The sequence below is a fragment of the Streptomyces mayonensis genome (genome assembly GCF_018982965.1).
GTDB classification, from domain to species: Bacteria; Actinomycetota; Actinomycetes; order Streptomycetales; family Streptomycetaceae; genus Streptomyces; species Streptomyces mayonensis.
In genome coordinates this window covers 41,840-66,643 of sequence record NZ_JACBYP010000037.1, presented here as the reverse complement: position 1 = coordinate 66,643, position 24,804 = coordinate 41,840, and the positions used below count along the sequence as shown (strand labels likewise).

Here is a 24,804-nt window from a genome sequence, read left to right as displayed (position 1 = left end):
CCGCCTCCCGCCTCCCGCCTCCCGCCGTCTGCCTCCTGGCTTCCGCCGGTCCTGCCGTCGGTCCTGCCGCCGGTCCTGCCGTCGGGCGTGGAGCGCGCGGGGTGCGGAGGGGCGTGTCGGACCGTTGCAGGAGCGCGCGTGGGCGGTTCGCGCCGGGGCGCGTGCCTCCAGTGCCGTGGACGGACCGGGCCGTTCGACGTACCGGATGCGGTCGCCCGGGCCCGGCGGATGCGGTCGCCGGTACCTGCCGGCGGTGGTCCGCGCGCGGGCCTGCTCCACGCCCGCGACCGGGGCCTGTTCTACGCGGGCCGCGACCGGTGCGCCTGCCCTACGCCCGCGACCGGTGGGCCACGTACGCCAGCGTCCCCAGCAGCAGCCGTGCCGCCGGCGGCCGGGTGGCCGAGTCGAGGGCCGGGGGGCGCAGCCAGCGCACCGCGCCCAGGCCGCCGCGGTCGGAGGGCGGAGCCGTGACGTGCGTACCGGGGCCGAGGCCGCGCAGGTCGAGGGCGGACGGGTCGTCCCAGCCCATGCGGTACAGGAGGCGGGGCAGTTCGGCGGCGGCACCCGGGGCGACGAAGAAGTGGGCGCGGCCCTGCGGTGTCGCCGCGACCGGGCCGAGCGGGAGCCCCATCCGCTCCAGGCGGGCCAGCGCGCGCAGCCCCGCGGGCTCCGCCACCTCGATGACGTCGAAGGACCGCCCGACCGGCAGCATCACCGCGGCGCCCGGATACTGGGCCCAGGCCTCGCTCGCCTCGCCCAGGGTCGCGCCGGCCGGCACCCGGGGCGCGAAGTCCAGCGGGTGGGCGCCCGGGGCGGGGCAGTCGGGGCGGCCGCACGAGCAGGAACCCCCCGCCGCCCGGGCGCCCGGGACCACGTCCCAGCCCCACAGCCCGGTGAACTCGGCCACCGTGGTGCCTTCGCAGGCGCGGCCGCGACGGCGCGCACCGGGCCGAAGCTCGCGCATGCCCCGACTGCTGCCGATGCCGATCGTGAAGCCCATGCCCCCTCCAACGGGTCCGACTCAGCGGCGGTTACGCAGTGGACGTGAAACGTGACTCTCTGCTTCCACCTCCCCAGTCCGGCGCGGTTCAGGCAGCGGACGGAAGCACTCCGAGGTGGTGAGTCCGACCGCGCACGCCCCGGTGTGCACCGGTGCACCGGCTCCCGGGCGGCCTATGTCAAGTGAATCGCGTACCGGCGGCCGTCAGTTCATTCGAAGGGGTGGCGAATGGTGGCGATTCCGTAATCGCCATGGCTGGAAGAGTGATCGCGAGGCTACTTTGTGTGCATGGCGCCGCGGGGCACATGCACTTGTGGGTATGCCGGAGGCAATCCGGTTTTCCGTTCGAAGGGTGGCAAGCGCCGGACGGAAGGCCTCAACCACCGGCATTCTGATAAGGCTTGGCGCACTCGGCGGCAGGTGGTCTCAGGGATGGGGGCGTTCCAGTGAGCGGCAACGGCGGAAGCGGTACGAGCGCGGGAAGCGCGTCGCACCCCGACAAGCGCCCGAACGAGCTGCTCACTTCGTGGTTCGCCCGCAGCGGCTGGTCCAAGGGCGAGCTGGCCCGCCAGGTCAACCGCCGGGCCCGCCAGTTGGGCGCCGGCCACATCTCCACCGACACCTCCCGGGTGCGCCGCTGGCTCGACGGGGAGAACCCGCGCGAGCCGATCCCGCGCATCCTGTCCGAGCTGTTCTCCGAGCGCTTCGGCGTCGTCGTCTCCGTCGAGGACCTGGGCCTGCGTTCCACCCGCCCCACGCCCTCCGCGACCGGGGTCGACCTCCCCTGGACGGGCCCGCAGACCGTGGCCCTGCTCAGCGAGTTCTCGCGCAGCGACCTCATGCTGGCGCGGCGCGGCTTCCTCGGGAGCTCGCTGGCCCTCTCCGCGGGCCCGTCCCTCGTCGAACCCATGCAGCGCTGGCTCGTCCCCGCGCCCTCCGCCACCCCGGCGTCCGGCCGCGACACCGCGCCCGCCTCCCGCTCGCGCGGCCGCCTGTCCCGGCCCGAGCTGGAGCTCCTCGAGTCCACCGCGGTGATGTTCCGCCGCTGGGACGCCCAGTGCGGCGGCGGCCTGCGCCGCAAGGCCGTGGTCGGCCAGCTGCACGAGGTGACCGACCTGCTCCAGGAACCCCAGGCAGAGACCACCCGGGCCAAACTCTTCAAGGTCGCCGCCGAGCTGGCCGAGCTGGCCGGCTGGATGTCGTACGACGTGGGCCTCCAGCCCACCGCCCAGAAGTACTTCGTGCTCGCCCTGCACGCCGCGAAGGAAGCGGGGGACCGGCCGCTCGGCTCGTACGTCCTCTCCAGCATGAGCCGCCAGATGATCCACCTGGGCCGGCCTGACGACGCCCTGGAACTGGTCCACCTCGCGCAGTACGGCAGCCGGGACTGCGCGAGCCCCCGCACCCAGTCGATGCTGTACGCCATGGAGGCCCGCGCCTACGCCAACATGGGACAGCCAGGCCGCTGCAAGCGCGCCGTGCGCATGGCCGAGGACACCTTCGCCGAGGCCGACGAGTGGGACGAGCCGGACCCCGACTGGATCCGCTTCTTCTCCGAGGCCGAGCTCCACGGCGAGAACAGCCACTCCTTCCGCGACCTCGCCTACGTGGCAGGCCGCAGCCCCACCTACGCCTCCCTCGCCGACCCCCTGATGCGCAAGGCCGTCGAGCTGTTCGCCGAGGACGAGGAACACCAGCGCTCCTACGCGCTCAACCTCATCGGCATGGCCACCGTGCACCTGCTGCACCGCGAACCCGAGGAGAGCACCGTCCTGGCCGCCGAGGCCATGCGCATCGCCAAGAAGGTCCGCTCCGAACGCGTCAACACCCGCATCCGCAAGACCGTCGACACGGCCGTACGCGATTTCGGCGACCTCGGTGAGGTGGTCGACCTCACCGAGCGACTCGCCGTCGAGCTGCCGGAGACCGCCGAAGCCGTCTGACACCCACCGACCCCGGCCGCGGCCGGCCCTCCCGAACTGCCCGACTCGGCTCCCCCATGCCAGGTCATCAGGAGGCCGCCGCGGCCGGTCCACGTCCCGGCACGGACCGCCCCGCCACGAGCACGGCCGCGCGGTCCCGTGTCCGGCCGTTCATCCACGCGTAACACGCACGGCGCCTTCGTCACGGCGGCGAAACAACGCGGGGCGCCCACGGAAACCGTGCTGCGCCAATGTCTTGGCGCATAACCGGCCCGCCCCTCAGTCCCGCCCAGGCTTCGCCCGCACGGGGCCGTACCAACGACGAGGAGACGCCGATGGCCCCAGCCATCACGCTCGCCGCAGAGACGGAGCTCTCTGCCGCCAACACAGGCTTCATGCTCATCTGCTCCGCCCTGGTGATGCTCATGACGCCCGCCCTCGCCTTCTTCTACGGAGGCATGGTCCGCGTCAAGAGCACCCTGAACATGCTGATGATGAGCTTCATCAGCCTCGGCATCGTCACCGTCCTGTGGGTGCTGTACGGCTTCTCCATGGCGTTCGGCACCGACTCCGGCAGTGTCGTCGGCTGGAACTCCGACTGGGTCGGGCTCAGCGACATCGGCCTGACCGAGCTGTGGGACGGGACAACGATCCCGCTCTTCGTGTTCGTGGTCTTCCAGATGATGTTCGCCATCCTCACCCCGGCCCTGATCAGCGGCGCCCTCGCGGACCGCGTCAAATTCACCGCCTGGGCGCTGTTCATCGCCCTGTGGGCCACCGTCGTCTACTTCCCCGTCGCCCACTGGGTCTGGGGCGCCGGCGGCTGGGCCTTCGAGCTGGGCGTCATCGACTTCGCCGGCGGCACGGCCGTCCACATCAACGCCGGCGCCGCGGCACTCGGCGTGATCCTCGTCATCGGCAAGCGGGTCGGCTTCAAGAAGGACCCGATGCGCCCGCACAGCCTGCCGCTGGTCATGCTCGGCGCTGGCCTGCTGTGGTTCGGCTGGTTCGGCTTCAACGCCGGATCCTGGCTCGGCAACGACGACGGCGTCGGCGCGCTGATGTTCGTCAACACCCAGGTCGCCACCGGCGCCGCCGTCCTCGGCTGGCTCGCCTACGAGAAGATCCGGCACGGCGCCTTCACCACCCTGGGCGCGGCCTCCGGCGCCGTCTCCGGCCTGGTCGCCATCACCCCGGCCGGCGGCGCCGTCTCCCCGCTCGGCGCGATCGCCGTCGGCGTCATCGCCGGTGTGGTCTGCGCCATGGCCGTCGGCCTGAAGTACCGCTTCGGCTACGACGACTCCCTCGACGTCGTCGGCGTCCACCTCGTCGGCGGCATCCTCGGCTCGCTGCTCATCGGCTTCTTCGCCAGCGGCAAGGGACAGTCCGACGTCGAGGGCCTCTTCTACGGCGGCGGCCTCGACCAGTTCTGGAAGCAGTGCGCCGGTGTCTTCGGCGTGCTCGCCTACTCCCTCGTCGTCTCCGCAGTCCTCGCCTTCCTGCTGGACAAGACCATCGGCATGCGGGTACCGGAGGACGTCGAGGTGGCCGGCATCGACCAGGCCGAACACGCCGAGACCGCGTACGACCACAGCGGCGCCGGCGGCGGTGCCGCCCGGACGACCGCCACGCCGGGCTCCTCCGGTTCCGCGCCGGCCGAGAACAGGAAGGTGGACGCATGAAACTCATCACCGCCGTCGTCAAGCCCCACCGGCTCGACGAGATCAAGGAGGCCCTCCAGGCCTTCGGAGTGCACGGCCTGACCGTCACCGAGGCCAGCGGCTACGGCCGCCAGCGCGGCCACACGGAGGTCTACCGGGGCGCCGAGTACACCGTCGACCTGGTGCCCAAGATCCGCGTCGAGGTCCTGGTCGAGGACGACGAGGCCGAGCAGCTGATCGAGGTGGTGGTCAAGGCGGCCCGCACCGGCAAGATCGGCGACGGCAAGGTGTGGTCGGTCCCCGTCGACACCGCCGTACGGGTGCGGACCGGCGAGCGCGGTCCGGACGCGCTCTGACACGACGGCCTCCGAGAGCGACGCCGGGGAGACTCCGCGGCAGCACCGGGAGGCCGTGAGGCACGGGAACGGAACGGGAGTCGCCGGGTGACGCGTACGGACGTGACGAAAGAAGCAGAGGACTCGGGACCCGGCGGCTACGCGGCGGCCCGGCTGCGCCTCCTCACCGAGGGGACGCGGCCCGGGCCGCCGCGCCGCTCCGCCCTCGCCGCACTGACGGACGACTGGCTGACCGGCCTCTTCGACGCGGGCGCCACCGGGGCGCGCGGAACCTCGCTCGTCGCGGTGGGCGGCTACGGGCGCGGCGAACTGTCCCCGCGCAGCGACCTCGACCTGCTCCTGCTGCACGACGGGAGCGACGCCAAGGCCGTCGCCACCCTCGCCGACCGCCTCTGGTACCCCGTCTGGGACCTCGGCCTCGACCTCGACCACTCCGTACGCACACCGGCACAGGCCCGGAAGACGGCCGGCGAGGACCTGAAGGTCCACCTCGGCCTCCTCGACGCCCGCCACCTCGCCGGGGACCGCACGCTCACCGCCTCCCTGCGCACCGCCGTCCTCGCCGACTGGCGCAACCAGGCCGCGAAACGCCTCCCCGAACTCCGCGAACTCTGCGCCGACCGCGCCGAACGCCAGGGCGAGCTGCGCTTCCTGCTCGAACCCGACCTCAAGGAGGCCCGGGGCGGCCTGCGCGACGCCACCGCCCTGCGCGCCGTCGCCGCCTCCTGGCTGGCCGACGCCCCGCGCGAAGGCCTCGCCGACGCCCGGCGCCGACTGCTCGACGTACGCGACGCACTCCACCTGGCGACGGGCCGGGCCACCGACCGGCTGGCGCTGCAGGAGCAGGACCAGGTGGCGGCCGAACTGGGCACGCTGGACGCCGACGCGCTGCTGCGGCAGATCTACGAGGCGGCCCGCGTCATCTCCTACGCGGGCGACGTCACCTGGCGCGAGGTGGGACGCGTCCTGCGCGCACGCTCCGTACGGCCCCGGCTGCGCGCCATGATGAACGGCGGCAAACGCGCCGTCGAACGCTCCCCGCTCGCCGAAGGCGTCGTCGAACAGGACGGCGAGGTGGTACTCGCCCGCACCGCACGCCCCGAACGCGATCCCGTGCTCCCCCTGCGTGCCGCGGCCGCCGCCGCACAGGCCGGACTCCCGCTCTCCCCGCACGCCATACGGCACCTGGCGGCCACCGCGCGCCCCCTGCCCACCCCCTGGCCCGCCGAGGCACGGGAGCAGCTGGTGACCCTGCTCGGCTCGGGCCGGCCCACCGTGCAGGTCTGGGAGGCGCTGGAGGCCGAGGGCCTGGTCACCCGCCTCCTCCCCGACTGGGAGCGGGTCCGCTGCCGCCCCCAGCGCAACGCCGTGCACGTGTGGACCGTCGACCGGCACCTGATCGAGACCGCCGTCCGCGCCGCCGGCCTCAGCCGCCGCGTGCACCGCCCCGACCTCCTCCTGGTCGCCGCGCTGCTGCACGACATCGGCAAGGGCTGGCCCGGCGACCACTCCGTGGCCGGCGAGACCATCGCCCGGGACGTGGCGGCCCGCATCGGCTTCGACCGCGCCGACACGGCCGTCCTCGCCACCCTCGTACGCCACCACCTGCTGCTCGTCGAGACCGCCACCCGGCGCGACCTCGACGACCCGGCCACGGTGCGCGCGGTCGCCGGCGCCGTCGGCTCCGCACACACGCTGGAACTCCTGCACGCCCTCACCGAGGCGGACGCACTGGCCACCGGGCCGGCCGCCTGGTCGTCCTGGCGCGGCTCCCTCGTCGCCGACCTGGTGCGACGGGCCACGGCGGTGCTGGCGGGCGACGAGCCCGAGGAACCCGGGGCGGCCGCGCCCACCGCCGAGCAGGAGCGCCTCGCCGTCGAGGCCTTCCGCACCGGCGGGCCGGTCCTGGCGCTGCGGGCCCGTGCGGAACCGGCGGCCGAGCCTCCGGGCGCCGCCGGTCCCGAGCCGCTCGGCGTGGAGCTGCTGATCGCCGTACCCGACCAGGAGGGCGTGCTCCCGGCGGTCGCCGGGGTCCTGGCGACGCACCGGCTGACCGTCCGCACCGCCGAGCTGCGGTCCCTGCCGCTGCCGCAGGGCGTCGAAGGCTCCGTCCTGCTCCTGGACTGGCGGGTCGCCGCCGAGTACGGCTCCCTGCCGCAGGCCGCCCGGCTCCGGGCCGACCTGGTCAGGGCCCTGGACGGCACCCTCGACATCGCCGCCCGGCTCGCCGAGCGGGACGCCGCACACCCCCGGCGCCGGGGAGTGGAACCGCCCCCGCCCCGCGTGCGCGTCGCCCCGGCCGCCTCCCGGCTCGCCACGGTGATCGAGGTCCGCGCCCAGGACGCGCCGGGGCTGCTGCTCCGCATCGGGCGGGCGCTGGAGGCCGCAGGGGTGCGGGTGCGCAGCGCGCACGTCAGCACCCTGGGGGCGAACGCGGTGGACGCCTTCTACGTGACCCAGGAGGTGAGGGCACCGCTGCCGGACGACAAGGCGGCGGCCGTGGCCCGGGAGCTGGAGGAGGCACTGCGGGGGTGACCCCCCGGTCGCCCGGTGGCCGGCCGGGCGCGCTCCCCGCCCACGCGGAGCTTCCGTCCCCGTCCGCTCTCAGCAGCGGGCCGGGACGATTTACTTGCGGGGCCGGATACCCTGGAGGGCGACCCACCCGACGCCGACGCGAGGACCTACGCCGCCGTGTTCGATACCCTCTCCGACCGCCTCAGCGCGACTTTCAAGAATCTCCGCGGCAAGGGCAGGCTGTCCGAGGCGGACATCGACGCCACGGCCCGCGAGATCCGCATCGCGCTGCTCGAGGCCGACGTGGCGCTGCCGGTCGTCCGCGCCTTCATCAAGAAGGTCAAGGAGCGCTCCCTGGGCGCCGAGGTCTCCAAGGCCCTCAACCCGGCCCAGCAGGTCCTCAAGATCGTCAACGAGGAACTGGTGGCCATCCTCGGCGGCGAGACCCGCCGCCTGCGCTTCGCCAAGCAGCCGCCGACCGTGATCATGCTGGCCGGCCTCCAGGGCGCGGGCAAGACCACGCTCGCGGGCAAGCTGGGCCGCTGGCTGAAGGAGCAGGGCCACTCGCCGCTTCTGGTGGCCTGCGACCTCCAGCGCCCCAACGCCGTCAACCAGCTCAGCGTCGTCGCCGAACGCGCCGGCGTCGCGGTCTACGCGCCCGAGCCGGGCAACGGCGTCGGCGACCCGGTCAAGGTCGCCGAGGACTCCATCGAGTTCGCGAAGGCCAAGGTCCACGACCTGGTCATCGTCGACACCGCCGGCCGCCTGGGCATCGACCAGGAGCTGATGCAGCAGGCCGCGGACATCCGCGACGCCGTCAGCCCCGACGAGGTGCTCTTCGTCGTCGACGCGATGATCGGCCAGGACGCCGTCAACACCGCCGAGGCCTTCCGCGACGGCGTCGGCTTCGACGGCGTGGTGCTGTCCAAGCTCGACGGCGACGCCCGCGGCGGTGCGGCCCTGTCGATCGCCTCGGTGACCGGCAAGCCCATCATGTTCGCCTCCAACGGCGAGAAGCTCGACGACTTCGACGCCTTCCACCCGGACCGGATGGCCTCCCGCATCCTCGACATGGGTGACCTGCTCACCCTGATCGAGCAGGCGGAGAAGACGTTCAGCCAGGAAGAGGCCGAGAAGATGGCCTCCAAGCTGGCGTCCAAGAAGGGCCAGGACTTCACCCTGGACGACTTCCTGGCCCAGATGGAGCAGGTCAGGAAGATGGGCAGCATCTCGAAGCTGCTCGGCATGCTGCCCGGCATGGGCCAGATGAAGGACCAGATCAACAACCTCGACGAGCGCGACGTCGACCGCACGGCCGCCATCATCAAGTCGATGACGCCGGGCGAGCGCCAGGAGCCCACGATCATCAACGGCTCGCGCCGCGCCCGGATCGCCAAGGGCTCCGGCGTCGACGTCAGCGCGGTGAAGAACCTGATCGAGCGGTTCTTCGAGGCCCGCAAGATGATGTCCCGCATGGCCCAGGGCGGCGGCATGCCCGGGATGCCGGGGATGCCGGGCACGGGTGGCGGGCCCGGCCGGCAGAAGAAGCAGCAGAAGAAGGCCAAGGGCAAGCAGCGTTCCGGCAACCCGATGAAGCGCAAGCAGCAGGAGCAGGAGGAGGCCGCCCGCCGCGCCGCCGCCGCGCAGGGCGGAGGCGCCCTCGGTCTGCCGCAGCAGGGCGGTCAGGACTTCGAACTGCCGGAGGAGTTCAAGAAGTTCATGGGCTGACGACCCGTCCCGAGTCCCCGTACGACGCCGGGGGCGCCCCTGACCTGCTGGGGCGCCCCCGGCGTCTTCGTACCAGGCGGCCCGCCGCTGCTGCCGCTCGTACCGCCTGCTTCTGTTCCTGTTCCTGTTCCTGCTTCTGCTTCTACTTCTGGGCGAACTTCCAGATGTACGGTTCGCCGTCCTCCTCCGACCAGTGGACCTCCACGCTCGACGCGCCGGCGGGGATCACGTAGGTCTCGCAGAAGACGTGGCTCTCGCCCTGCTTCCAGCTCTCGACGTCGTAGGGGTCCTCGCAGCCCGCCGCGTCCTCGGAGGCACCGATCAGGACACCGCCGCGCTGCCCGTCGGCGAAGACCGTCGCGCCGTCGTGCACGTCGGAGCCCTCGGTCAGCGCCGGTCCGTTCTTGTGCGTGTACTTGAGGTACGCGGTGGCCAGCACCTTGCCCTTCGCGTCCGCGGCGTCCGCCACCGCCTTCGCGGCCTCCGCCTCGGTGCCGACGTCGACCTTCTGCGCCACGACGTCGAAGGTGACCTCGCCGGGGTCCTCCGCGACCTTGCCGGTCGCACTCTCGCCCTCGCCCATGTCACCGCCCGACACGGGCTCGGAGGGCGTCGGCGACGCCTCGGCGGTGGACGGGCTCTTGGCGTCGGCGCCGGCGTCGGTGTCGTCGTCCCCGCCGCCACAGGCGGTGAGGGCGAGGGCGAGGACAGCGACGGGCGCGGCGAGGCGCAGTGCGGTCTTGCGGTGCGGCACTACAGGCTCCTGTATGCAGATGTGGTTGTTCCCCCGGACGGTGGATCACCTTAGAGGGTCACCGTCCACCAGGGAAAACGGCAGAAGCTCCGGACCTGCTTCTTCACATCGTTCACACCCGCGTCGAACCAGTCGAAGCAACCGGGCCGGTGCCGCGGGGCGGTGCCGCGGGGCGGTGCCGCGGGGCGGTGCCGCGGGGCGGTGCCGCGGGGCGGTGCCGCGGGGCGGTGCCGCAGGAAGGCCGTACACCGTCGGCCGTACGCCGTCAGTCGCACACCGTCGGCCGTACGCCGACGGGAAGGTCACGGGGAGGCTCAGGGGACCCGGGCGAGGAGGTACCGGAACACGTTCGGCATCCACACGGTCCCGTCCGGCCGCTGGTGCGGATACAGGGCCTCCGCCAGCTCCTTGTCCACCTGTTCCCGGCCGGTGGCCGCGATCGCCGCGTCGAACAGTCCCGTCGACAGCAGCCCGCGCGCGGCGCTGCGGGCGTCCGCGTAACCGAACGGGCAGGCCACCCGCCCCGAGCCGTCCGGCCGCAGTCCCGCCCGCTGGGCGACCTCCTCCAGGTCGTCCCGCAGAGCGGGGCGCCAGCTGCCCGCGCTGCGCAGCGGGTCCGCGAGCCGGGTCGCCACCCGCAGCACCGAGGTCGTGGCACAACGCTCGGGCGGGCCCCACCCGGCGAGCACCACGACCGCTCCCCGCGCGGCGAGCGGTGTCGCCCGCTCGAGCAGTTCGCCCAGGCCCTCCGAGTCGCCCGCCAGGCATCCGATGGGTTCGAACGCGGTCACCAGGGTGAACGCCGGCGCCGACGGGTCCGCGGCGGCGCCGGGTGAGCCCTCGACGATCCGTGCCGCGGCACCACGCGCGCGCGTGGTGCACGTCCCGTGTGCCCGCGCAGTCCCGTGCTCCCGGGGACCGTCCGGGCCGTCGGGCGTGCCGGTTCCTCCGGGCGCCCGGGACAGCAGCCGCCGCCGGGCCAGCGACAGGAGCTCAGGGGACCCGGAGTCCACGCCGGTCACCGTGGCGCCGCGCGACGCGGCCATCAGCAGGGCCAGACCGGAACCGCAGCCCAGGCCCAGCATCCGGGTGCCGTCGCCCAGGTCCAGCCGCTCGTAGACGGCCTCGTAGAGCGGTACGAGCATCCGCTCCTGGATCTCCGACCAGTCACGCGCGCGTGCACGCAGGTCCACGTGGGGGGCCACCCCCGCGGGAGGTGTGTGCTGCCGCACGAGCGTAGGTGTCATAGGAAAGCGCCCCAATCGCCGAGTTCTGCCGCCGTGCCCGATTCCATGGCCCCCGTGCAGTGCGCTCGCACTCCCCCCGTATGCCAGGAAACTCCGGGCCCGCCGCGGCGTCCAGTGGTAGCGGGAGCCGGTTTGCCCGATGCCCGTCACCGTGGCGAGATTTCACTTCCCGGCAACGTGGGCCGACCGTCCCGGCAACGTGGGGCCGGCCGCGCGGCGATGCGGGGGGCGGCCGCGGGGGGCTCCCGGCGGACCCCGTCTCCGACGCGCTTGAAGATCCCCCGGTCCCCCGGTCCTGTTGGCCTGATCGTGCCGGTGGGCGATGACGGCACGTGGCCACCCGGCCGGACACGCGGTTCCGGCCAAGGCCGACGCGCCGGATCGGCCACCGCGCGGAGTCCGGCACGGCGAGCGAAGGGGCGCTGCCGCACGCCGGGGGCGCACCCGGTAACGTCGCGTCAGCCGACGCGACCGGCCGGGCGGTCCGACTCCCGCGCGCCCGCGACCGAAACGCCCCTTGCGTTCGCCCGGGTCACGCCGGCCACGGCGTGTGGACAGCCGCTGCGCGCCGGGGCGTACGTCAGGCTACGCACCAGCTTGGTACGAGCTGTGAGGCTTCTCCGCAGATCAGCGCACCCGCCCTCGTCGGGACGCATCAGGGGCAACTGACTGGTACGTGCAAATTATTTGGGATGCCCCGGAATAGGAACACAGCGGCACTCCGGCTCGTTGTCATTACGTGAGCACGACACCACCTGTTCTCGCCGCAGAGCTGGCGCAGGCGTGGGCCGACATTCAGCGGCACCACACCGAGCTGCCCGATCTTGCCGCGCCCGAGTCCCTGATCGGAGAGTCGTCGTCCGCCTGCGGACACGAGCTCTCCTTCGAACGACTGCTCCATGAGGCAGTCCACGGCATCGCCGCCGCGCGCGGAGTGCGCGACACCTCCCGCGCGGGGCGCTACCACAACCGCCGATTCCTCGCGATCGCCGAGGAGATGGGTCTCGACCACCCCGAGGAGCCGCATCCCAGCAGCGGTTTCTCGCTGGTCGCCCTCACCCCCGAGGCGAAGCGCCGCTACCGGCCGACGATCGAACGCCTCCAGCGCGCGCTGAAGGCCCACACCGCCGCCACCGCGACCGACTCGGCCCGCAGCTTCCGCGGTCCGGCCGCCCGCCACGGCTCCTCCGGGGGAGGGGTGCGCGTGAAGGCCGTCTGCGACTGCGGGCGCAACGTGCGGGTCGTCCCGTCGGTGCTGGCCCAGGCCCCGATCATGTGCGGCGGCTGCGGGAAGCCGTTCCGCATCCCGGAGGTGGTCGGCGCGGGGATGAGCTGACGGCCCGGCTGCTCGTGGCAGCCGGACCAATCACCGGACCAATCGCCGGACCGGTACCGGGTCACGTCGTCGAGGCTGCGCCGTCCGCCCCGAGGGCGGGCCCGGTGCCCTCGGTCCGAGGGCCTGCGCCCGTGTGGCACAATGGCCAGCTGTACTCGACAGTCGCACAGGACCCCTCTCTCCTCCGGCTGACGCGTCCATCGGGCACTCGGGTACCGCAACCCCACGCGGCTCTTCCGCCGTGCCCAACCACGTCAAATCCAGGAGAACCCACTCCCGTGGCAGTCAAGATCAAGCTGAAGCGTCTGGGCAAGATCCGTTCGCCTCACTACCGCATCATCGTCGCCGACTCCCGTACCCGCCGCGACGGCCGGGCCATCGAGGAGATCGGCAAGTACCACCCGACGTACAACCCGTCGGTGATGGAGGTCGACGCCGAGCGTGTCGCGTACTGGCTGCGTGTCGGTGCCCAGCCGACCGAGCCCGTGCTCGCCATCCTGAAGAAGACCGGCGACTGGCAGAAGTTCAAGGGCGAGCCCGCCCCGGCTCCGCTGCTGCAGCCGGCCGAGAAGGCGGCCCGTCCGTCCTTCGACGCCGTCGGCGGCGACGACGAGGGCAAGGGTGAGGCGATCACCCAGAAGAAGAAGGCCGACAAGAAGGACGAGGCCGCCGCTGAGTCCTCTTCGTCCGAGGCCTGAGCATGCTCGAGGAGGCTCTCGAGCACCTCGTGAAGGGCATCGTCGACAATCCTGACGATGTGCAGGTCGCCTCGCGCAACCTGCGTCGCGGGCGTGTGCTCGAGGTCCGGGTCCACCCCGACGACCTCGGCAAGGTGATCGGCCGCAACGGCCGTACCGCACGCGCTCTGCGTACCGTCGTGGGCGCCATCGGCGGCCGTGGTGTCCGCGTCGACCTCGTCGACGTGGACCACGTCCGCTGACGCCAAACGCAGCACCGGCGCGGGCCGGGGAGGGCCATGGGGCCGTCCCCGGCCCGCAGTCGTGGGAGCCCCTCTCCGCGGGAGGCTCTCGTCGCAGTTCCGACAGGAGAACCACCACAGTGCAGCTCGTAGTCGCCCGCATCGGCCGCGCCCACGGGATCAAGGGCGAAGTCACCGTCGAGGTCCGCACCGACGAGCCGGAGCTGCGGCTCGGACCCGGTGCCGTCCTGGCCACCGACCCCGCCGCCGCCGGGCCGCTCACCATCGAGACGGGCCGGGTGCACAGCGGCCGTCTGCTGCTGCGCTTCGCGGGCGTCCACGACCGCACCGGCGCCGAGGCGCTGCGCAACACCCTCCTCATCGCCGACGTCGACCCGGACGAGCGGCCCGAGGACGAGGACGAGTACTACGACCACCAGCTCATCGACCTCGACGTGGTCACCGAGGACGGCGAGGAGGTCGGCCGGATCACCGAGATCTCCCACCTGCCCACCCAGGACCTCTTCGTGGTGGAGCGCCCCGACGGCAGCGAGGTCTACGTGCCGTTCGTCGCCGAGATCGTCACCGCGATCGACCTGGACGAGCAGCGCGCGGTCATCGATCCGCCGCCCGGTCTGATCGACGACCGGGCCGACCGCGACGAAGCCGCTGACGGACGCAGCGCCTCCGCGCGGGACGCCGCCGACGGCCGCGGCGAGGCGGCCCGAGGGGACGAGGCGTGATGCGGCTCGACGTCGTCACGATCTTCCCCGAGTACCTGGACCCGCTGAACGTCTCCCTCGTCGGCAAGGCCCGCGCGCGCGGGCAGCTGAACGTGCACGTGCACGACCTGCGGGACTGGACGTACGACCGCCACAGCACGGTCGACGACACCCCCTACGGCGGCGGCCCCGGCATGGTCATGAAGACCGAGCCGTGGGGCGACGCACTGGACTCCGTCCTGGCCGACGGCTACGAGGACGGCTCCGGCGAGCCCGCCCTCGTCGTGCCCACCCCCAGCGGCCGGCCCTTCACCCAGGAACTCGCCGTCCACCTCTCCGAGCGCCCCTGGCTGCTCTTCACCCCCGCACGCTACGAGGGCATCGACCGGCGCGTCGTCGACGAGTACGCGACCCGGATGCCCGTGTACGAGGTGTCCATCGGCGACTACGTCCTCGCCGGCGGCGAGGCGGCCGTCCTGGTCGTCACCGAAGCCGTGGCCCGGCTGCTGCCCGGCGTCCTCGGCAACGCCGAGTCCCACCGGGACGACTCCTTCGCGCCCGGCGCGATGGCCAACCTGCTGGAGGGCCCCGTCCACACCAAGCCGCCGCAGTGGCGCGGGCGCGGCATCCCGGACGTCCTGCTCAGCGGCCACCACGGGAAGATCGCCCGCTGGCGGCGCGACGAGGCCCTGCGGCGCACCACGGCCAACCGACCCGACCTGATCGAGCACTGCGACCCCGGGTCCTTCGACAAGAAGGACCGCGAGATGCTCTCCATCCTCGGCTGGCAGCCCGACCCGGACGGGGAGCCGTACGGCCGATTTTGGCGCAGGACCCCGGGCATGGAACAATAGGCGGCTGTTGTGCGTCCGTCCGGAGCGCGCCCCTGCCACAGGGGGAGACGACGCCCGTCCCGACCCGCACGGCACTGATTCCGATACACCTAGTTTCCGTTGATGACCTGTGGCATCAGCGAAGAAAGCAGACGAAATGTCTCACCTGCTCGACTCCGTCGACGCCGCGTCGCTGCGCAGCGACGTCCCGGCCTTCCGCCCGGGCGACACCGTCAACGTCCACGTGCGCGTCATCGAGGGCAACCGCTCCCGTGTGCAGCAGTTCAAGGGCGTCGTCATCCGCCGCCAGGGCGCCGGCGTGCGCGAGACCTTCACGGTCCGCAAGGTCTCCTTCTCCGTCGGCGTCGAGCGCACCTTCCCGGTGCACACCCCGATCGTGGAGAAGATCGAGCTCGTCACCAAGGGTGACGTCCGCCGCGCCAAGCTGTACTACCTGCGCGAGCTGCGCGGCAAGGCGGCGAAGATCAAGGAGAAGCGCGAGAGCTGAGCGCTTTCCGAGGTCCGCTCCGGGGCCGGATAACATCTGGCCCCGATGGACACCGAAACACAGCCCACGGAGCGCGACCGCTCCTCCCGTTCCTCCGGATCCGAGCAGCCCTCGGATCCGGAGGGCCCGGAGGAACGGTCGCGTTCCGCGTTGGCGGGGCGCATCACGGACTGGGTGCCGGGCGGCCGGATCACCGTGACGCTCCTGGTGCTGCTCCTGTTCCTGCTGCTGGTCAGCACCTTCGTGCTCAAGCCGTTCCAGATTCCGAGCGGTTCCATGGAGCGCGGATTGAGGATCGGCGACCGGGTTCTCGTAAACAAGTTGGCGTACCGTTTCGATGGGCGGCCGCAGCGGGGCGACATCGTCGTCTTCGACGGAACCGGGCTCTTCGGGCACGGCGACTACATCAAACGCGTTGTCGGTGTGGGCGGGGACCACGTGATGTGCTGCGACAGGGAGGGGAGGATCCGGGTGAACGGGCAGTCGGTCGACGAGTCGGCGTTCCTGTATCCGGGTGACGGCCCGTCCACGGTCGGCTTCGACGTCGTCGTACCCGACGGCACCCTCTTCGTCCTCGGTGACCACCGGTCCGGCTCCAGCGACTCACGCGACCACCTGGGCTCGCCGGGCGGCGGCATGATCCCGGTGGACCGGCTGATCGGCCGCGCCGACTGGATCGTCTGGCCCGTCGGCCACGCCACCCACCTCGACCGCCCCGACGCCTACGCGCGCGTGCCCGACGCGGAAGCCGGCACACAGACCGGCACGGGAGCGGGTGCGCGGGCCGGCACCGGAGCCGGTACGCAGGCCGGCGAGGGAGAGGGTGTGCAGGCCGGCGCGGTGGTCGGTGGGCGAGCCGGTGCGGTGGCCGGTGGGCCGTTCGGTGCGGTGGCCGGCGGCGCGCGCCGGTCCGAGAGCGCCGATGGGTAGCCGGGGCAAACCGCGTGGAGCACCCAGCAGCCCCGCGGAGAACCTGCTGCCCACCGGTTCCCGGCGCGCCGCCGCACCGTCCGGCGGCCGTTCCCGCGCCGAGCGGCGCAAGCTCCAGCGCAAGGTCAAACGGCGCCGCAGGCGCGGTGCCGTCAAGGAGATCCCTCTCCTCATCGGCGTCGCCGTCCTGATAGCGCTGGTCCTGAAGACGTTCCTCGTCCAGGCGTTCGTGATCCCGTCGGGCTCGATGGAGCAGACCATCCAGATCGGCGACCGGGTGCTGGTGGACAAGCTCACCCCGTGGTTCGGTTCCGAACCGCAGCGGGGCGACGTCGTCGTCTTCCGCGACCCGGGCGGCTGGCTGGCGGGCGAGCAGACCACCAAGAAGGACGACCCGGTCGTCGTCAAGCAGGTCAAGGAAGGCCTCGCGTTCATCGGGCTGCTGCCCTCCGACGACGAGAAGGACCTGATCAAACGCGTCGTCGGCGTGGGAGGGGACAAGGTCAAGTGCTGCGACACCCAGGGCCGGGTCACCGTCAACGGCGTACCCCTGAACGAGGACTACCTCTACCCCGGCGACACTCCGTCCAGGACGCCGTTCGACGTCACCGTCCCCGAGGGGCGGCTGTGGGTGATGGGCGACCACCGGTCCAACTCCGCCGACTCCCGCGCCCACCAGGAGACCGACTTCGGCACGGTGTCCCAGGACGAGGTGGTGGGGAGGGCCATGGTGATCGCCTGGCCGTTCGGTCACTGGACCACGCTGGACGAACCGAAAACGTATGCGTCCGTGTCCGACTCGGTGTCCGGTTCGACCGCCGCTCCCCGGCTGTCGCATAGGGTTGCCCCCTACGATCCGAACGCGATGATTCAGCTCCCGACCCCTGCGGAACTCCCGCTCGTTATGGGAGTGGTGGGCCTGCGCCGCGTACGGGGCAGGCGGTGGCAGAGAGTAAGGAGTTGGCGTGGGGGATGTGGCGGTTGGCGCACGGTCCGGACACGACGGCGAGGAGAACCGCGGACGCCCCGAGGAGACGGCCGGTCCGGCCCCGGACGGCCCACCGGACTCCGGGTACGGCTACGGAGCAGAGGACGGCAGGGTGACCGGCGGACAGAACGGCGGGACCCAGCACGAGGGGGTGGGCGGGACGCCTCCCGCGACGCCCGCCCCGGCCAAGAAGCAGCGCTCCTTCTGGAAGGAGCTGCCGATCCTGATCGGCATCGCGCTGGTCCTCGCCCTGCTGATCAAGACGTTCCTGGTGCAGGCGTTCTCGATTCCGTCGTCCTCGATGGAGAACACCCTGCAGATCGGTGACCGGGTCCTGGTCGACAAACTGACCCCCTGGTTCGGGTCGGAACCCGAGCGCGGCGAGGTCGTCGTCTTCCACGACCCGGACAACTGGCTGGCGGGCGAGCCGACGCCCGACCCGAACGCGCTGCAGACGGTCCTCAGCTGGATCGGCCTGATGCCGTCCGCGGACGAGAAGGACCTGATCAAGCGTGTCATCGGCGTCGGCGGCGACACCGTCGAGTGCAACAAGACCGGCCCGCTCAAGGTCAACGGCAAGGCGCTGAACGAGCCGTACGTCTACGCGGGCAACACGCCGTGCTCGGACGACGAGCAGGGCGGCCGGTTCAAGGTCACGGTGCCCGAGGGCAAAATCTGGGTCATGGGCGACCACCGGCAGAACTCCCGGGACTCGCGCTACAACCAGTCCGACAAGAACGGCGGCATGGTCCCCGTGGACGAGGTCGTCGGCCGCGCCATCGTGGTCGCCTGGCCGATGAACCGCTGGGGCACCCTGCCCGTCCCGGAGACCTTCGGCCAGGACGGGCTGCAGGCCCGTGCGTCGGCCGCCGCGCTGTCGGTCGCGCCCCAGGGCCTGGCCCTCGCCGGAGCGGTGCCGGTGGTCTGGTGGCGCCGCCGGCGCGCCGCCCCCGCCGAAACCCGCTGAGGCGTCCCGTCGGACGTACGACCGTCGGCGGCAGCCGAGCGGAACAGCCCCTTCCGGCCTCCGGAGGGGGCTGACCCATGGGGTACCGCCGGGTAAGGTGCCGCTCCATGGGTGGCGAGAGCACGACACGTACGGCCCCGCGCAGCGGCGGCGCGAAGAAGGCCCCGGTGGGTAGCCGGACCGGGCAACGGCTGTCGGGACTCGCCGTGGCGCTGGGACTGGTGCTGTTCCTCGGCGGATTCGCCTGGGGAGCCGTGGTCTACCGGCCCTACACCGTGCCCACCAGCTCGATGGCGCCGACGATCGCCGTGGGCGACCGGGTGCTGGCCGAACGTGTGGACGGCGCCGACGTCCGGCGCGGCGACGTCGTCGTGTTCAAGGACGCGACCTGGGCCAACGCCCCGATGGTCAAGCGGGTCGTCGCGGTCGGCGGGGACACCGTCTCCTGCTGCCAGAAGGGCAAGCTGAAGGTCAACGGCAAGGTCATCGACGAGCCGTACCTGCCTGCCGGGACGCCGGCCGAGATCAGCGACTTCCAGACCGTGAGCGTCCCGGAGGGCCGCCTCTTCCTGCTCGGCGACGAGCGCGGCAACTCCGTGGACTCCACCGCCCACCTCACCGACGCCGCCGGCGGCACGGTGTCACGGGGTGCCGTCGACGCCCGCGTCGACGCCGTGGTCTGGCCGATGAACGGCATGCTCGAGCGGCCGACCGGCTTCGAAGCCCTGGGCGGCCTCTCCTCGCCGGGCCCGTTGTGGACGGTCGTGGCGCTGGTGACCGGCGGGGCCGTGCTGATCCTGGGCGGCGCCGCCTACGGCCCGGTCGCCAAGCGGGCAGCGGAGTCCCGGGCCCGGCGCGGAACGGAGGCCGCGGGTGGGCGTTGAGGCGACCCCGGCGGGGCGGGACACCTACGAGGGCGGGCTGCGCAGGGTGGCACGGGTCGTGCTCCTCGACCCCGAGGACCGCATCCTGCTGCTGCACGGCCACGAGCCGGACGATCCGGCCGACGACTGGTGGTTCACCCCCGGCGGGGGAGTGGAGGGCGACGAGACCCGTGAGGAGGCCGCCCGGCGGGAACTCGTCGAGGAGACCGGCATCACCGACATCGAGCTGGGGCCCGTGCTGTGGCGCCGCAGGTGCTCCTTTCCCTTCGCGGGCCGCCGCTGGGACCAGGACGAGTGGTACTACCTGGCGCGGACCACGCAGACCGCGACCGAGGCCGCCGGCCTCACCGAGCTGGAGCGGCGCACCGTCGCCGGAGCGCGCTGGTGGACGTGTGAGGAACTGACCCGGGCACATGAGACGGTGTATCCGACCAGACTCGCCGGGCTGCTGCGCACGCTGCTCGACGAAGGTCCCCCGGCCGGGCCGGTGGCCCTGGACACGGAAATCGTCTAGGGGCGCGCGGCACTGGCGCACAATGGGGGGACCGCACGGCTGAAGGGGAACATGCCATGAGCGCCGAGGACCTCGAGAAGTACGAGACCGAGATGGAGCTCAAGCTCTACCGGGAGTACCGCGACGTCGTCGGTCTGTTCAAATACGTGATCGAGACCGAACGGCGTTTCTACCTCACCAACGACTACGAGATGCAGGTGCACTCGGTCCAGGGCGAGGTGTTCTTCGAGGTCTCCATGGCTGACGCCTGGGTGTGGGACATGTACCGGCCGGCCAGGTTCGTCAAGCAGGTGCGCGTCTTGACGTTCAAGGACGTGAACATTGAGGAGCTGAACAAGAGCGACCTGGAGCTCCCCGGAGGCTGACGTCCGCCGGGCGGCCCATGACCCCCACCTGTGTGGGTGACAAGGTTGTCCACAGTCGACCGGCCGTGCACCAAGATCCAACGGCTCGCCCAGCCGCCCTCATCGTTGGCGCCGGAGGTGGTGCCGACATGAACGCACGAAGCGCGCTGGGAAGGTACGGCGAGACACTCGCCGCCCGCAGGCTGACGGGGGCCGGGATGACGGTCCTGGAGCGCAACTGGCGCTGTGGCAGGACCGGCGAGATCGACATCGTGGCCCGGGACGGGGACGTCCTGGTCGTCTGCGAGGTCAAGACACGCAGGAGCGGCTCCTTCGAGCACCCGATGGCCGCGGTGACCCCCGACAAGGCCGACCGGCTGCGGCGGCTCGCCGAGCGCTGGATCCAGACCCACGGAGGAGCCCCGCCCGGCGGCGTCCGCATCGACCTGGTCGGCGTAATCCTCCCGCAGCGCGGCGCCCCGGTGGTCGAGCACGCCCGGGGGGTGGCGTGATGGCGTTCGCGCGCACGTGCTCGGTGGCGCTCGTCGGCGTCGAGGGCGTGGTCGTCGAAGTACAGGCCGACCTCGAACCGGGCGTGGCGGCGTTCACGCTGGTCGGGCTGCCGGACAAGAGCCTCACCGAGAGCCGGGACCGGGTGCGGGCCGCCGTGGTGAACTCCGGCGCCGAATGGCCGCAGAAGAAGCTCACGGTGGGACTCAGCCCGGCCTCCGTGCCCAAGAGCGGCAGCGGGTTCGACCTGGCCGTCGCCGCGGCCGTCCTCGGCGCTGCCGAACGGATCGACCCGCGCGTACTCGCCGACATCGTGATGATCGGAGAGCTGGGCCTGGACGGCCGGGTACGACCGGTGCGCGGCATCCTCCCGGCCGTACTGGCCGCGGCGGAAGCCGGCTACGAACAGGTGGTCGTGCCCGAGTGCGCGGCCGCCGAGGCCTCGCTGGTGCCCGGAATCTCGGTGCTCGGCGTGCGCAGCCTGCGCCAGCTGATCGCCGTCCTCGCCGACGAACCGGTCCCCGAGGAGCCACACGACGAACAGGGCCGTCCCGATCCGCTCCTCGCGGGCCTGCGCATGCCCGGCACGGGCGCCGCCACCGGGATGTACGGCATGGGCGCGGCACAGCACGAACACGACCTCGCCGACGTCGTGGGCCAGGAGTCGGCACGCACAGCGGTGGAGGTCGCCGCGGCCGGCGGCCACCACCTCTTCCTCGAGGGCCCGCCGGGCGCCGGAAAAACCATGCTCGCCGAACGCCTGCCCGCCGTCCTGCCCCGGCTCTGCCGCGCGGAGTCCCTGGAGGTCACCGCGGTCCACTCCGTGGCCGGCCTGCTGCCCCCGGGCCGGCCCCTGATCGACACCGCCCCGTACTGCGCACCGCACCACTCCGCCACCATGCAGGCCCTGGTCGGAGGCGGCCCCGGCTTCGCACGGCCCGGAGCCGTCTCACTGGCCCACCGCGGCGTCCTGTTCCTCGACGAGACACCGGAATTCAGCAGCCACGCACTCGACGCCCTGCGCCAGCCCCTGGAGTCCGGCCACGTCGTCATCGCGCGCAGCGCGGGCGTGGTCCGCTTCCCCGCACGGTTCCTCATGGTGCTCGCAGCCAACCCCTGCCCGTGCGGACGGTTCTCCCGGAAGGAGGACCTGTGCGAGTGCCCGCCCTCGGCGATCCGCCGGTACCAGGCCAGGCTCTCCGGGCCACTGCTCGACCGGGTCGACCTCCGCGTCGAGGTGGACCGGGTCACCCGCAGCCAGCTCGCCGGCAGCGGCAGCCGGGGCGACGCCACCACGGTCGTTGCCGACCGGGTACGGGCGGCCCGGGAACGGGCTGCCGCACGCCTCACGGGCACCCCGTGGCTGTCCAACAGCGAGGTGCCCGGCCGGGAGCTGCGCAGCCGCTGGCACGCCGCCCCGGGCGCCCTGGAGGACGCGGAACGCAGCCTGGAGCGGGGCGTGCTCACCGCCCGGGGCCTCGACCGGGTGCTCCGCGTCGCCTGGACCGTCGCCGACCTCGTCGGCCACGACCGCCCGGACGCCACCGACGTCGCGCTGGCCCTCCAACTGCGCACCGGAGTCCCCAGGGGCGTACCGATGGCTCTCGGAGCCTCCCGGTGACCGGGGACGACGCCCCGGCGGGAGAGGGCACCCCCTTCCGCGACGACACCGTGCCCGCCGGCACGGGACCCGCCGCCGTGCCCGCCGGGGCCGAGGCCCACCCGGCCGGGGGCGGTCCGGTGGAGAGCCGCGGCGCCCCGGAGGACGGCGCACCCGGCGACACCGCGGACAGCCGGCTGCTCGCGCGGGTCTTCCTCACCCGGGTCGTCGAACCCGGCGACGAGACCGGCGGACGGTGGGTACGGGAGCGGGGCGCCACCGAGGTGGTACGTCGGCTGCGCGAGGGCGGCCCCCCGCTGCCGGGCGTGAGCAGAAAACGGTGGGCGGGCCTGTGTGCCCGCGCGAGCAGGGCCGACCCCCGCCGCGACCTCGCCGTCGCGCGGGCCGCAGGGGTGCGCTTCGTGACGCCCGGGACCGCCGAATGGCCCGCACAGCTCGACGACCTCGCGGACGCCCGGCCGCTCGGACTGTGGGTACGGGGCGGACCCAGCCTGCGCATGTGGGCCCTGCGATCCGTCGCCGTCGTCGGCGCCCGCGCCTGCACCGAGTACGGCGCCCACATGGCCGCCACCCTCGCCGCCGGCCTCGCCGAACGTGGATGGGTCGTCGTCTCCGGCGGCGCCTACGGCATCGACGGCGCCGCCCACCGCGGCGCACTCGGCGCGGGCGGTGCCACCGCCGCCGTCCTGGCCTGCGGCGTCGACCGCCCCTACCCGCCCGGCCACGCCGGACTGATCAACCGGATCGCCGAACAGGGACTGGTCGTCGGCGAACTGCCACCGGGCGACCACCCGACACCGAGCAGATTCGTCCTGCGCAACCGCGTCATCGCCGCCCTCACCCGCGGCACCGTGGTCGTCGAGGCCGCCTACCGCAGCGGTTCGCTGGTCACCGCCCGCGCGGCCCAGCGGCTCGGCCGGCACACGATGGGCGTGCCCGGACCGGCCACCAGCGCGCTCTCCGCCGGAGTGCACGAACTGCTGCGCGGTGACGCCGTACTCGTCGGCGATGCCGCCGAGGTCGTCGAACTGGTCGGCGACATGGGAGAACTGCCACCCGAACGGCGCGGGCCGGTGCTCCCCACCGACCTTCTGGAAGCCAGGACCCGGCAGGTGCTGGCCGGGCTCCCGGCAAGAGGCACGGTGACCGCGGGCGAGGCGGCCCGCCGCGCGCAGACCTCGCAGGACGACGCGATCGCGAGGCTGTACGAACTTCGAGCACTTGGTTACGTCGAACGACACGGCGACGGCTGGAAGTTGACACGCCAGACGATGATCTCGGTTCGCGACGGCCGGAGTCCGTGCTGACGCACCGTGTTCGGCCGTCCGGGGGAACCCCGACGGCCGTGGGAATCCCGGCAGTTGAGGTATTCGAGTGATCACGCGGAGCGATCGTCGTTCTCTCTGCGGGGTGCCCAGCGGAACGTATCTGCGCACGGCCCTCACCCGGTCCTTCGCGCATTGCGACGCTCCAGTCACGCTACGCTCACAAGGACCTCCATGCAGACGACGCAGACGGTCGACAACAGACGGCAACGAGACAGCAGACCGGCGGCCTCAGGCACACCACATCACGGCAGAACGGCACTAGGCGACGAATGCCCCAGCACACCTCCGGGTCCGACCGGGCGGCGATCCCCCCAGCCGCCCGCGACGGTGGCACCGTGCGACCGTCCGCCCCCTCGACGCTCGACGAGCTGTGGCGGTCGTACAAGGCGACGGGGGACGAGCGGCTGCGTGAGCAGCTGATCCTGCACTACTCGCCCCTGGTGAAGTACGTGGCGGGACGGGTGAGCGTCGGGCTGCCGTCCAATGTGGAGCAGGCCGACTTCGTCTCCTCGGGGGTCTTCGGGCTGATCGACGCGATCGAGAAGTTCGACGTGGACCGTGAGATCAAGTTCGAGACGTACGCGATCACCCGGATCCGGGGGGCGATGATCGACGAGCTGCGGGCGCTGGACTGGATCCCGCGGTCGGTGCGGCAGAAGGCGCGGAACGTGGAGCGGGCCTACGCCACGCTGGAGGCGCGCTTGCACCGCACGCCTTCGGAGGGGGAAGTGGCGGGGGAGCTGGGGATCCCGGTGGAGGATCTCCACGCGGTCTTCAGCCAGTTGTCGCTGGCGAACGTGGTGGCTCTGGAGGAGCTGCTGCACGCGGGCGGTGAGGGCGGTGACCGGCTGAGCCTGATGGACACGCTGGAGGACACGGCCGCCGACGATCCGGTGGAGGTCGCCGAGGGCCGGGAGCTGCGGCGGCTGCTGGCCCGGGCGATCAACACGCTGCCGGAGCGTGAGAAGACGGTCGTCACGCTGTACTACTACGAGGGCCTCACCCTCGCCGAGATCGGCCATGTGCTCGGAGTGACCGAGAGCAGGGTCAGCCAGATCCACACGAAGTCGGTCCTGCAACTCCGAGCCAAGCTCGCAGGATTCGGCTGCTGACCTGCGCTTACGAGGCGACGGTGGCGCTTTCCACATCCCATCGGGACCCGCGCGGCCGGGTGAGTGACTCCCGCGAGGAAGGACACGTCCGTAAAGTGGTGACGTG

22 protein-coding genes and 2 pseudogenes are annotated in these 24,804 nt (G+C 72.5%); 21 read left to right on the top strand and 3 right to left on the bottom strand.

Translation table 11 applies throughout. The features are described from left to right. Positions 1-328: 328 nt before the first annotated feature. The gene (locus HZS56_RS16725; RefSeq protein WP_216721486.1) at positions 329-1,000 is read right to left on the bottom strand and encodes a bifunctional DNA primase/polymerase; all 672 of its coding nucleotides are present in this window, start codon (positions 998-1,000) and stop codon (positions 329-331) included. A 446-nt stretch (positions 1,001-1,446) separates the two neighbouring features. Between HZS56_RS16725 and nsdA the strand changes: the two genes are divergently transcribed. From nsdA to ffh, 5 genes are all read left to right on the top strand, one after another. Beyond that, positions 1,447-2,943: a transcriptional repressor NsdA gene (gene nsdA / locus HZS56_RS16720; RefSeq protein ID WP_216721485.1), complete on the top strand. Its 1,497-nt coding sequence runs from the start codon at positions 1,447-1,449 to the stop codon at positions 2,941-2,943. A gap of 314 nt (positions 2,944-3,257) precedes the next feature. Beyond that, positions 3,258-4,604 carry an ammonium transporter gene (locus HZS56_RS16715; RefSeq protein WP_216721484.1) on the top strand — a complete coding sequence of 449 codons (1,347 nt, stop codon included), beginning with the start codon at positions 3,258-3,260 and terminating at the stop codon, positions 4,602-4,604. Further along, positions 4,601-4,939, top strand: a complete 339-nt coding sequence (locus HZS56_RS16710; RefSeq protein ID WP_216721483.1) for a P-II family nitrogen regulator — start codon at positions 4,601-4,603, stop codon at positions 4,937-4,939. Before HZS56_RS16715 ends, HZS56_RS16710 begins: the two co-directional genes overlap by 4 nt. 87 nt (positions 4,940-5,026) lie before the next feature. Next, positions 5,027-7,474, top strand: a complete 2,448-nt coding sequence (locus HZS56_RS16705; protein WP_216721482.1) for a [protein-PII] uridylyltransferase — start codon at positions 5,027-5,029, stop codon at positions 7,472-7,474. A 156-nt stretch (positions 7,475-7,630) separates the two neighbouring features. Beyond that, positions 7,631-9,181 (top strand): signal recognition particle protein, encoded by a 1,551-nt coding sequence (gene ffh, locus HZS56_RS16700; protein WP_216721481.1) that lies wholly within the window; start codon positions 7,631-7,633, stop codon positions 9,179-9,181. A 142-nt stretch (positions 9,182-9,323) separates the two neighbouring features. Here the strand turns inward: ffh and HZS56_RS16695 are convergent, their stop codons facing one another. Further along, positions 9,324-9,935: a hypothetical protein gene (locus HZS56_RS16695; protein ID WP_216721480.1), complete on the bottom strand. Its 612-nt coding sequence runs from the start codon at positions 9,933-9,935 to the stop codon at positions 9,324-9,326. Positions 9,936-10,249: 314 nt separating this feature from the next. Next, the gene (locus tag HZS56_RS16690; RefSeq protein WP_216721479.1) at positions 10,250-11,182 is read right to left on the bottom strand and encodes a class I SAM-dependent methyltransferase; all 933 of its coding nucleotides are present in this window, start codon (positions 11,180-11,182) and stop codon (positions 10,250-10,252) included. Between the two features lie 739 nt (positions 11,183-11,921). Here HZS56_RS16690 and HZS56_RS16685 point away from each other — a divergent pair. The 16 genes and pseudogenes from HZS56_RS16685 (at position 11,922) to whiG (ending at position 24,698) form a co-directional block, all read left to right on the top strand. Then, positions 11,922-12,518 carry a hypothetical protein gene (locus tag HZS56_RS16685; protein WP_216721478.1) on the top strand — a complete coding sequence of 199 codons (597 nt, stop codon included), beginning with the start codon at positions 11,922-11,924 and terminating at the stop codon, positions 12,516-12,518. A 278-nt stretch (positions 12,519-12,796) separates the two neighbouring features. Beyond that, positions 12,797-13,216 carry a 30S ribosomal protein S16 gene (gene rpsP / locus HZS56_RS16680; RefSeq protein WP_216721477.1) on the top strand — a complete coding sequence of 140 codons (420 nt, stop codon included), beginning with the start codon at positions 12,797-12,799 and terminating at the stop codon, positions 13,214-13,216. 2 nt (positions 13,217-13,218) lie between these two features. Next, entirely contained in the window at positions 13,219-13,458 is a 240-nt protein-coding gene (locus HZS56_RS16675) for an RNA-binding protein (RefSeq protein ID WP_003973401.1), read from the top strand. A 119-nt stretch (positions 13,459-13,577) separates the two neighbouring features. Beyond that, the gene (rimM, locus tag HZS56_RS16670) at positions 13,578-14,180 is read left to right on the top strand and encodes a ribosome maturation factor RimM (protein WP_216721476.1); all 603 of its coding nucleotides are present in this window, start codon (positions 13,578-13,580) and stop codon (positions 14,178-14,180) included. Beyond that, the gene (gene trmD, locus HZS56_RS16665) at positions 14,180-15,013 is read left to right on the top strand and encodes a tRNA (guanosine(37)-N1)-methyltransferase TrmD (protein ID WP_216721490.1); all 834 of its coding nucleotides are present in this window, start codon (positions 14,180-14,182) and stop codon (positions 15,011-15,013) included. Before rimM ends, trmD begins: the two co-directional genes overlap by 1 nt. A 136-nt stretch (positions 15,014-15,149) precedes the next feature. Further along, the gene (gene rplS, locus HZS56_RS16660) at positions 15,150-15,500 is read left to right on the top strand and encodes a 50S ribosomal protein L19 (protein WP_007444857.1); all 351 of its coding nucleotides are present in this window, start codon (positions 15,150-15,152) and stop codon (positions 15,498-15,500) included. Between the two features lie 45 nt (positions 15,501-15,545). Further along, positions 15,546-16,247: pseudogene (gene lepB, locus HZS56_RS16655) on the top strand (signal peptidase I); the annotation flags it as partial. A gap of 175 nt (positions 16,248-16,422) precedes the next feature. Continuing rightward, a pseudogene (lepB, locus tag HZS56_RS16650) lies at positions 16,423-17,505 on the top strand (signal peptidase I); the annotation flags it as partial. After that, positions 17,396-18,385 (top strand): signal peptidase I, encoded by a 990-nt coding sequence (lepB, locus tag HZS56_RS16645; RefSeq protein WP_216721474.1) that lies wholly within the window; start codon positions 17,396-17,398, stop codon positions 18,383-18,385. The pseudogene lepB (HZS56_RS16650) and the gene lepB (HZS56_RS16645), both read left to right, overlap by 110 nt. A gap of 107 nt (positions 18,386-18,492) precedes the next feature. Further along, the gene (gene lepB / locus HZS56_RS16640; protein WP_216721473.1) at positions 18,493-19,269 is read left to right on the top strand and encodes a signal peptidase I; all 777 of its coding nucleotides are present in this window, start codon (positions 18,493-18,495) and stop codon (positions 19,267-19,269) included. Beyond that, the gene (locus HZS56_RS16635; RefSeq protein ID WP_216721472.1) at positions 19,259-19,783 is read left to right on the top strand and encodes an NUDIX hydrolase; all 525 of its coding nucleotides are present in this window, start codon (positions 19,259-19,261) and stop codon (positions 19,781-19,783) included. Before lepB (HZS56_RS16640) ends, HZS56_RS16635 begins: the two co-directional genes overlap by 11 nt. A gap of 56 nt (positions 19,784-19,839) precedes the next feature. Then, positions 19,840-20,148 (top strand): DUF2469 domain-containing protein, encoded by a 309-nt coding sequence (locus HZS56_RS16630; RefSeq protein ID WP_003965949.1) that lies wholly within the window; start codon positions 19,840-19,842, stop codon positions 20,146-20,148. A 128-nt stretch (positions 20,149-20,276) separates the two neighbouring features. After that, positions 20,277-20,639: a YraN family protein gene (locus HZS56_RS16625; RefSeq protein WP_216721471.1), complete on the top strand. Its 363-nt coding sequence runs from the start codon at positions 20,277-20,279 to the stop codon at positions 20,637-20,639. After that, a complete protein-coding gene (locus HZS56_RS16620) occupies positions 20,639-22,258 on the top strand; it encodes a YifB family Mg chelatase-like AAA ATPase (RefSeq protein ID WP_216721470.1) in 1,620 nt (539 codons plus the stop codon). The genes HZS56_RS16625 and HZS56_RS16620 overlap by 1 nt, the downstream gene beginning before the upstream one ends. 119 nt (positions 22,259-22,377) lie before the next feature. Beyond that, complete coding sequence (gene dprA / locus HZS56_RS16615) at positions 22,378-23,565, top strand: DNA-processing protein DprA (RefSeq protein ID WP_216721489.1); 1,188 nt, start codon at positions 22,378-22,380, stop codon at positions 23,563-23,565. Between the two features lie 290 nt (positions 23,566-23,855). After that, a complete protein-coding gene (whiG, locus tag HZS56_RS16610) occupies positions 23,856-24,698 on the top strand; it encodes an RNA polymerase sigma factor WhiG (RefSeq protein WP_216721469.1) in 843 nt (280 codons plus the stop codon). Positions 24,699-24,804: the final 106 nt, after the last annotated feature.